Annotated in this window: 2 protein-coding genes; both read right to left on the bottom strand. The window is 59.4% G+C overall.

The features are described 5' to 3' along the window. Positions 1–37: 37 nt before the first annotated feature. Entirely contained in the window at positions 38–592 is a 555-nt protein-coding gene (locus tag AC1ROX_RS19895; protein ID WP_493128305.1) for a hypothetical protein, read from the bottom strand. Beyond that, positions 589–1,989, bottom strand: a complete 1,401-nt coding sequence (locus tag AC1ROX_RS19890) for a type IV secretory system conjugative DNA transfer family protein (RefSeq protein WP_493128303.1) — start codon at positions 1,987–1,989, stop codon at positions 589–591. The genes AC1ROX_RS19895 and AC1ROX_RS19890 overlap by 4 nt, the downstream gene beginning before the upstream one ends. Positions 1,990–2,443: the final 454 nt, after the last annotated feature.

Here is a 2,443-nt window from a genome sequence, read left to right as displayed (position 1 = left end):
CCCCCCCCCCCCCCCCCCCCCGCGCCCGCAAATTTTTTCAGTTGATAATGATGTCGTGCGCCGCGACTTTCTGCGCGCCGCCTAATTGAGCCCGCATCTCGTTCAGGGCGAGATTCAGCTGGACGGTGATCATCTGCACCTCTGCTTCACCGATTGAGTCCGCAAGCCGGACCTCCCTGCCACTGCGCAAGAGCATGACGACTAGACCAAGTACACCTTGGTCGGTCTTGCCTTCTATCGAGGCGATGTCTTGCATGCGGATGCTTCCCGGCGCGTAGCTGGGCTGACCCGAGAGTCCGAACGGCGCTGTCGTTCCGCCATCAGCTTCAAAGCAGAATTGACGTTTCTGCGCACTTTCGTCGCGCCGCCATACATAGAACCTCGCGGCGCCTATGCCGCCGAGGCCTGCTGGCACGATGCCAATGAAATTTCCCGCAAGCAGCATGAATGCGCCGATGACAAAGGCGATTGCGCCGAAGATGCCGAAAAGCAACATGTTCGAGCCTTCGACATATTTCGCCTCTGCCCATTCATATCCTGCCCGCGTAAGCGCACCATCGGCCGCGAACTCTCGTATCGGCTGATAACTCATCGCGGCGAACCTCCAGGCGGCAGACGATTCAGATAGATCGGCGGGCGTCCCGGCACACAGAGAAGCTGACGATTGCTTTCGCGCGTAAAGAATTCTGTGATCTCGTTGGGCTCGAGAAGCCGGACATGGCGCAGATGTTCACGCTGACCAAGGTCGCCATGCACCATGGCTGAGCCGGACACATGGACATGCTGGGTCTCGACGACGGTCAGGTTCCCAAGACGCTTGGAGAGATATTCCGTCGTCGTGAGGTCGACATTGCCGAAAGCCTGGATGACGCCGGCATTTCCAAGAAATGTTTCCCAGGATTTCTCATACTGTGTCTTCAGCTGAGTGAAATCCTGTACGACGGTCCAGAGCTTTACGCCGAAGCCGGCGACGAAGCCTGCCGCCGTTTCGATCGGCCGCATGTAGCCAAGGACCGGAAACTCCTCGAGTAAGAATAAGACCGGAAAATCCGGCTTGGCCTTGCTCAGTTCCATCGCGGCCAGCGCCTGCTGAATAACCACGCGGAGCCAGCGAAAATGCGTCCCCATCCGCATGCCGGGAAGCACGAGATAGATGGTGACCTTGCCTTCTTTGAGATCGCGTAAACTGAAATCGGAGGCGTCGGTTATGGATCGCACATCGTCGAGCGGCGTCGTCTGTTCCTGAGCTGTCGACAGAATGCTACTCAGTTCTTCTGCACCTGAAAGCGATTTACCCAAAAACGCCGCGCCGACATTTGCGACCGCGCCGTCATAGGCAAGGGAGCGGCGCATAGCCTTGAGTGTCTCGTTCAGTTCATCCGGATCGGCATTCAGCAGACGCCGCATCTCTCTGATGGTCGCTTTTTCTTTCTTGTCCAGCAGATGAAGGGTGAGACCTCTAATGAGATTTTTGGCGGAGTCCGTCCAATGCGGATCTTTGTCGTTAGAGATGATCAGTGCGTCTGCCAGCAGTGCGGCATCGGCCGTTACATGTTCGTCTTTGCTTTGTTTGAGTTCGTCGAAGGGGTTGTGACGGTGTGAAGGCCTGCCAGTCTCGCCGAACGGATCAAGGACGTAGACCTTCTGGCCCATGGCCTCACGCGCCGAGGCCGTCGCCTTGGCGAGCTCGCCCTTGGGATCCAAGACCAGAGCCGAGCCTGGGTAGCGAAGGAGATTTGGAATTAGGACGCTGGAGGATTTGCCAGCGCGGGAACCCGCCACGGTCACGATGTGGCGGTCGTCTCCCCAGCCGATGTTGCGGCCCTCCCATGACCCCAGGAGGATCTTGCCCGGCGCCCACTCCCACGCCGGGCCAAGTTGCCAAGGGTGGCCCCAGACAGAGGCTGGCGGAATGTCGATGCGCCCGGCCACGGCCGCACCGCGCGGCGGGAATTTGTCCGTCAGCGCCTTCTGCGTCTGTTGGTTCATTGGTCTCCCCGGAACCAGCATACAAGTGTGGCGGTTCGCCCTGAAAGAACAATCGGGAGTAGCAGGCTGTTTGTGCACGCCCGGCCTGGCGGGCTGACCGGTGGCCGAATGGCCGGGTCTTACGAAGCCGCCCCTTGAATAAGGGCATCTTCGCCATGCGGCGACGATCGCTCGCGCGAGGCGTTGGAACAGTTCGTTCAGGAGACTTACCGGCTCACATATTTCAGCGGAGCGCATAGAAGAGGGCCTCAGACAGGCTGACTTCGCTCTACCCGAAACTGGCCGAGCCGCCTGGGGCGGCATGAAATGCTCGAAGACATCCGATGCTCTTGATCCGGATTTGACTTGAGCCTGACCCGATCTGATTTTGCCTGAGCCCTGAGCCCTGAGCCCTGAGCCCTGAGCCCTGAGCCCTGAGCCCTGAGCCCTGAGCCCTGAGCCCTGAGCCCTGAGC

This window comes from Reyranella sp. GW821-FHT14A01 (assembly GCF_058803965.1).
This window is presented reverse-complemented; position numbering and strand designations above follow the sequence as displayed.

What these genes read in the sequence shown, in the direction of transcription:
- AC1ROX_RS19895 (WP_493128305.1), bottom strand. Translation starts at nt 592, where the DNA reads ATGAGTTATCAGCCGATACGAGAGTTCGCGGCCGATGGTGCGCTTACG.
- AC1ROX_RS19890 (WP_493128303.1), bottom strand. Translation starts at nt 1,989, where the DNA reads ATGAACCAACAGACGCAGAAGGCGCTGACGGACAAATTCCCGCCGCGC.